This is a genomic window from Bacillota bacterium (assembly GCA_036504675.1).
GTDB lineage: Bacteria > Bacillota > Sulfobacillia > JAJYWN01 > JAJZPE01 > DASXUT01.
This window is the reverse complement of the sequence record DASXUT010000107.1, coordinates 1-5702: the sequence shown is the minus strand read 5'-3', so window position 1 is coordinate 5702 and position 5702 is coordinate 1. Positions and strand designations below refer to the sequence as shown.

The window sequence follows — 5702 nt, the reverse complement described above, 5'->3', positions numbered from 1 at the left end:
GTTTGGTCGCTGAACTGTATCAGAAAGCCCATCCTGGGGTCATTGTGCGACACCTGAGTTAGGGGCGAGGTTGAACTCGCACCGAGCGAGGAGCTTTTCGCAAGTACCTGGAGTAGCTGCTGACAGAAATGAAGCAAGCAGGCCACCACCAGACCATGGGAAGGCCTGCTCTTATTATGCCTTTGACCTTGTGCGGCGGCGAGCCGTGAGGCGCTCTGCCCTAATGCCTGAACAGCAACCAGAACAGCCCATAGACGGCCAGGATGGCCCCGACGAGGACGAGGAAGTAGGGCAGGATGATCTGGAACATGGCGATGGTGAAGGCCAGGATGTCGAGGCTGTCCAGCTTCGGTGGCTCGCCCGACTTGGCCGGCGTCTCGCTCTGACCCTCGGTCGGCGGGTTGGTGAAGACCTGAAGCGTGCCGGGGGGAGGGGGATTGGTTTCTGTCGCCTGGCTCGGCTTCTTCTCATCTTCCCGTTTCCTCGGGGGCCACTCGCGGGTCCGTCCCCATCCGAACAGTCTGCTCATGCGCATCCTCCCTTGTCCGCGGCCAAGCCGTCTCCGGGCGGCAGGCGGAGGGTTGTCGTTGCCGGCCCCGACCGACCTTCGATCAACCATCCCTTGCCTATTCGTGACCGACCGGCCCTTTTCCTAGCAGCCGACTTTCCCCGCCCAGTCACCGGCCGGAGGGCCCCTCCCCGGCCGGCGGCCAGAAGGTCGAGACCAGGCTCCCGCCCCAGGTCAGGAGGGGCAGATTGGTCGAGAAGAAGAGGTCTCTGAAGGGGATGAGGGCCAGGGCGGCGATCCACCGGTCGAAGTCGTCCGCGCCGAACCGGTCGACCAGTCTCCTGAGGGCGACGTCCGCCCGGCGGCGTTGGTCCGACCCGCGAAAGGCTTCGTACGGCCGGCCCTCGACGACGGCCCTAGCGGCGGCGAACCCGCTGATCACCGACAGGAGTTGCCCGAAGCCGGCCAGCGGCTGGATGCAGCCCGCGGCGTTGCCGACGAAGAGGAGGGGGCCGTCGCGACAGCGCTCGGGGTAGCCGATCTCATAATCGTTGATCTGGCTGCCCTCGAGGGGCCGGGCCTGCAGGCCGCGGCGGCGGAGGACCTCGAGGAAGCGGGCCTGCCGGTCGGCGTGGATCTCGTCACCCTCACCCGCATCGGGCTCATAAATGGCGGCCATCCCGGTCCGCTCTCGCCACGGCAGGATATAGGCATAGCCGTGTCCGGCCAGGTCCGGGTCGAGCCAGATGTCGATCTCGGTCGGGGGGACCGGACCCTCGACGACCCACGCCGAGGCCCGGACCGAGACGATTTTCCGCCAGAACCCGAGGCGCCGGGGGATGGTGTCCTGCCCGTCGGCGACGACCACGAAGTCGTAGTCGCCCGCCAGGGAGATGGCGTCGGCGGCCCGGCCGAAATGGATCGGGCCCTTGAACTCTTGGGCCAGTTGCTTTTCGAAGGACCCCTCCTGATCGCCCCTGAGGGTGGTGTACCCGAGCGGCCCGCGGATGACGGCCTCATGCCGGACCGAATGGAAGACCAAGCGTTCGATGGGGTTGGGGACCCACACCCTGAGGCCGTACTCTCGCCACAGGAAGTGGAGGGCATCGCCGAAGGGGGCGTCCGCGATTCTCATGAACCCTTCGACATTGGGGAAGCGGCCGCCGACGACCGATCTTTTCTCGAAGACGTCCGGCCGGAGGCCGCGCCGCTCGAGGCCGATGGCGCAGGCCAGGCCGGAAAGGCCGGCCCCGACGACGGCAACCTTGGGTGGCCTGGCCAATTGAACCCCTCCTTCGTTCCTAGACTGCCATCGAGGGCCGTTCCTGATGTGCCTCTGGCCACCGGCCGGCTTCCGGCCAGAAGGAACCACGTCGGTGCTCGAAGAATCACCTTGCCCGGAGGGATGACCTTTGCGGATCGCCCGCTACAACCGCCTGGCCCTGCTTTTCTACCTGATCGTCCTGGCCTTTTCGGCCCCGCTGGCCCTGGCCATCGTCCAGCGCTGGCAGCTCATTCAGCAAGTGGTCGTCATCCTCTGGGTCGGCCTGACCGGCGGCATCGTCGCTCACCTGGTCCTCGAGGGGCTGCCTCTGGCCGGGGACGAGGACGCCGACGACTTGCTGCAACGCCTGTCCGGGGCCCTCGGCCTGGATAGCCCGGCCAGACGCGGGCCGACCGGCCGGTGGGCCTTCTGGCTGGAGCCGCCCAAGTCATTGGTCTTCTCATCCGGGGATGAGTTGGGCCGAGCCGGGGAGTGGCTCCAGGCCCGGGTGGTCATCTCCAACACCGCCCTTCAGCCGAGGGAGGTCAGGGAGGCCGGCCTGGCTGCCGCCGAGGCGACCGCGTTGTCCGAAGGGCTGCTCGGCCTGAAGTTGGCCACCGCGGTGGCCGGCGGGACCGGCGACCGCCGCCTCTGGCTCGACCAGGCCAAGTCCGGCTCGACCGAGGCCCCGCGGGCCGTCCTCGTCGACGGCTTCCGCCGCCGCGACCTCGGGTACCACAACTACATCGTCGTCGGGACTGTCCACCGGTCGGCCCAGGGCGGGTCGAAGAAGGTCTGGTCCAACGACCTGATGCGGTTGATCTGCGACGAGGACCACCAGGCTGCCGACGAGGTCGAGCGCCTCGTCCACCAGTGGGAGAGGAAGAGCGCCGCCGGTTCGGCCCAGGCACCAAGGGCCGAAGTCATCGTCCGACCTTCGCCCTTCCGGCCCGTCTGGGACCTGGACAAGACGGTTGTCGTCCTGGTCGGCCACGATGAGGCCAGCCTGGCCGCCACGGTCGGGGAGGCCTTCCGGGACAACCGAGGCTTCGTCCTCCCCGACGAGGACCAGTTCACGCTGGTTAAGCGGCGGACCGGCCGCTTCTTCCGCGAGTTCCGATTCGGCGAGGCTCTGGCGGCCTTCGTCGTCCTCATCGCCAGCATCCTCTTGAAGCCCTATTACAGCCAGGCCTGGTTCTCGTTCCGGCGCAACTTGCCGACCCTTACCCCGCGCTTCTGGGCCTATCTCATCTGCTCCGTCGCCCTGGGCGTCATCGTCGGCACCGTGGTCTGGGTCCGCGGCGAGAAGAAGATTCTGGAGAAGCTCGCCGGCTCGGCCTTCGGTCTGTTGAATCGGATGGCCGCCCGGGCCGAATGGGCCAGGCGCTCAGGCCAGGCGGCGGACCCCGATGACGCCGGCCGGCCAACCGCCGGCCGGCCAACCGCCGCCGGCTCTGCCACCGCCGGCCCAACCAGCCTCGGCCAGTTCATCGAACTAGTCACCAGGGGTTCCACCGAACCGCTGATCGTCGTCGGCAGCACCTTCGGCGACCACTTGACCGGCGCGAGCCTGAGGAACCTTCTCGGCCTGCCCTTCCGGATGGACACCGTCGACCTGGCCCTGGCGTATGAGCTCATGGATGCTCTCGGGCTGGCCACCCTGGGGGACAACTTCCGGGTCGCCCACGTCGCCGGGCTGAATCCCGGATCGTCGACGGCGGCCGGTGGACCTCAGGGTCTCGGGCTGAGCCTCGACGAGGTCAAGGGCCGCGATCTCATCGTCCTTGGCTCGCCGCTGGCCAACTCCTTCACCAATTGCCTGTTCCGCTGCGGCGCCGACTACCGAGGCAGCGAGTGGGGCCGCTGGGCGGACGGTCGGGGCGATGGGGAAGCCGCCGGATCCATCAGGCCGGGGGGCTGTCCTTTCGAGGACTGCTGCGAATTAGGCGGGACGATGGCCGCGCGGGCCGCTGAAACGGGCCACGCCCCCCTGCACCCGTGGACCCTGGAGCCCGAGATGATCGCGGCCAAGCGGCGCGGTGGGCCGGTCTCCTACGGTTTCCCGTGGGACACCGACGCCGGCCTTGTGCACCTGGTGCCCAATCCGGCCGCTCCCGGACATAGCGTCCTCGTAGTCTTCGGTTACCACCGCACGGGGACGGACGCCGCCGTGTCCGCGGTCGTCGCGCAAGCCGTCGGGCACGGACCGGTCGAGGCCCGCGACTCGTCCTACGTCGTGATCAAAAAGCAACGCGATAAAAAGCTAGTCTGCCTGGACAAGGGGAATCGGGATGAGTAGTTCGGGACCGCGCCGGCCGACGGCCGTCCTGTCGGACATCGATGGTTGCCTCTACGACTTCACCCAACCGCCCGACCTCGGAGCCTACGCCTGGCTGCGGTCGGCCAGGGCGCGGGCGGGCTCCCCGTCGTTCTCACTGGTCACCGGGAGGTCGGTCGAGTTCGTCAAGGTCTTCGCCGTCATCCTCGGTTTGCGGGAGTCGCCTCATCTTTGCGAGTTGGGGTCTTTGGTCGTCGAGGGGGTCGGCTCGCGGGTCCTCGTCCATCCGCGCATCGAGGAGTACGGCGTGACCAGGCTCCGCCGCGACCGCGTCAACCTGTTGGAGGCCATCGCCGAGCGGATCGGGCCGGTCGAGATCGAACCCAGCCGCGACTTCACCCTGAGCCTGATTGCCGTCGGCGGCCATCCCGCCTGTGATTCCCGCGACCAGGTCGAGGGCGTGGTCCGTGAGGCTCACCCGGAGGCCAGGGTCTTCACGGTCGGCGAGGTCCTCGACATCGCTCTCGTCCCCGTCTCCAAGGCCGACGGCCTCGACTTTCTCAGGGCCACTTATCCTGGATTTGACCCGTCGTCCATCCTGGCCATCGGGGACAGCGAGAACGACCTCGACCTCTTCGCCGCGGCCGGCTGGCGGGGGGCGCCGGCCAACGCCACCGACGCGGTCAAGGCCGCCGCCGATTACGTTTCCCCCCACCCCGGCCTGGCCGGCGTGCAGGACATCCTGCGGACGATGATGGGCTGGGAGTGAGCCTTCCAGGCCGTGCGGGGGGGCGATGCTCTTCGGACGGTTACGGACCGGCGGCAAAGCGAAAGGCCCTTCCCATCACCACCGGGAAGGGCCTTGCCTTCAGTCTCGAAGGGTCTCGATTTCAGCCCTTTCGGGCCCAGGTCAGCGACAGAGCCGTCAGGGCGCCGACCCGGCCCTCATCAAAGGGAGTCTGCCGCAGGATGGCCCGCAGTTCCCCCAGGCTGTAGGAGGCCAGAGCCGACGCGATCGGCTCGTTGGCCACCCTCAGCGCGTGCGGGGTCAGGATTTGCCTGTCCAGGGCGAAGAGCCAGTAGAACAAGCGCGGGCAGTCCCGGCGGACATCGACCACCAGCACCTGCCCGCCAGGCCGGAGGACGCGGTGGAACTCGGTGAAGGCCGCCACCGGGTCGGCCCAATGATGCAGGGACAGGGTGCTCACCAGGAAGCCGACCGACCCGTCGCCAAAGGGCAGCTCACGGGCGTCACCTTGGATGAACCTGACCCGCCCGAGGCCCCGGGCCGACAGGTTGGCCGCGGCCGTCCGGGTCATCTCCTCGGACAGGTCGACCCCGATCACCCCGTGGTCGGGGAAGGCCCTGGCCAGCTTGGCCGTGAAGTATCCGGGACCGCAACCGACGTCGACCAGCGGGCTTTCAGGACGCCGGGCGGCTACAGCCCAGGCCATCAGCTGACGGACCAGGCTGAAGTGGGGGAGACGGCTGAGCCAATCATAGGCCCGAGCGGCCGCTGGGTCGTCGATCCCCTCGAAGTTGGCCTGTCTCGGGACGTTGACCGGCCGCAGCCCCTCCCACAAAGCCGCGCCCAAGAGGGCCACAACGGTAGCCACCACGAGTTGATCCGTTCCCATCGCCGCCACCTCCCG

At 68.2% G+C, this 5702-nt stretch carries 5 protein-coding genes; 2 read left to right on the top strand and 3 right to left on the bottom strand.

All coding sequences use genetic code 11. The features are described 5' to 3' along the window. Positions 1 to 220: 220 nt before the first annotated feature. Both VGL40_07975 and VGL40_07970 read right to left on the bottom strand, forming a co-directional pair. Entirely contained in the window at positions 221 to 529 is a 309-nt protein-coding gene (locus VGL40_07975; GenBank protein HEY3315192.1) for a hypothetical protein, read from the bottom strand. Between the two features lie 148 nt (positions 530 to 677). Then, positions 678 to 1790 (bottom strand): NAD(P)-binding protein, encoded by a 1113-nt coding sequence (locus VGL40_07970; protein ID HEY3315191.1) that lies wholly within the window; start codon positions 1788 to 1790, stop codon positions 678 to 680. A gap of 130 nt (positions 1791 to 1920) precedes the next feature. On the opposite strand from VGL40_07970, the gene VGL40_07965 reads away from it, so the two are divergent. Beyond that, on the top strand, positions 1921 to 4071 hold the full coding sequence (locus VGL40_07965; protein ID HEY3315190.1) for a hypothetical protein: 2151 nt from the start codon (positions 1921 to 1923) through the stop codon (positions 4069 to 4071). Beyond that, on the top strand, positions 4064 to 4819 hold the full coding sequence (locus VGL40_07960; GenBank protein HEY3315189.1) for an HAD-IIB family hydrolase: 756 nt from the start codon (positions 4064 to 4066) through the stop codon (positions 4817 to 4819). Before VGL40_07965 ends, VGL40_07960 begins: the two co-directional genes overlap by 8 nt. Before the next feature lie 121 nt (positions 4820 to 4940). Here VGL40_07960 and VGL40_07955 read toward each other — a convergent pair. Further along, the coding region (locus VGL40_07955; GenBank protein ID HEY3315188.1) for a class I SAM-dependent methyltransferase at positions 4941 to 5702 on the bottom strand (762 nt) is incomplete at its 5' end.

Excerpts from the sequence above, each read along its gene's own strand:
- VGL40_07975 (HEY3315192.1), bottom strand. The coding sequence starts at position 529 with ATGAGCAGACTGTTCGGATGGGGACGGACCCGCGAGTGGCCCCCGAGG.
- VGL40_07960 (HEY3315189.1), top strand. The coding sequence starts at position 4,064 with ATGAGTAGTTCGGGACCGCGCCGGCCGACGGCCGTCCTGTCGGACATC.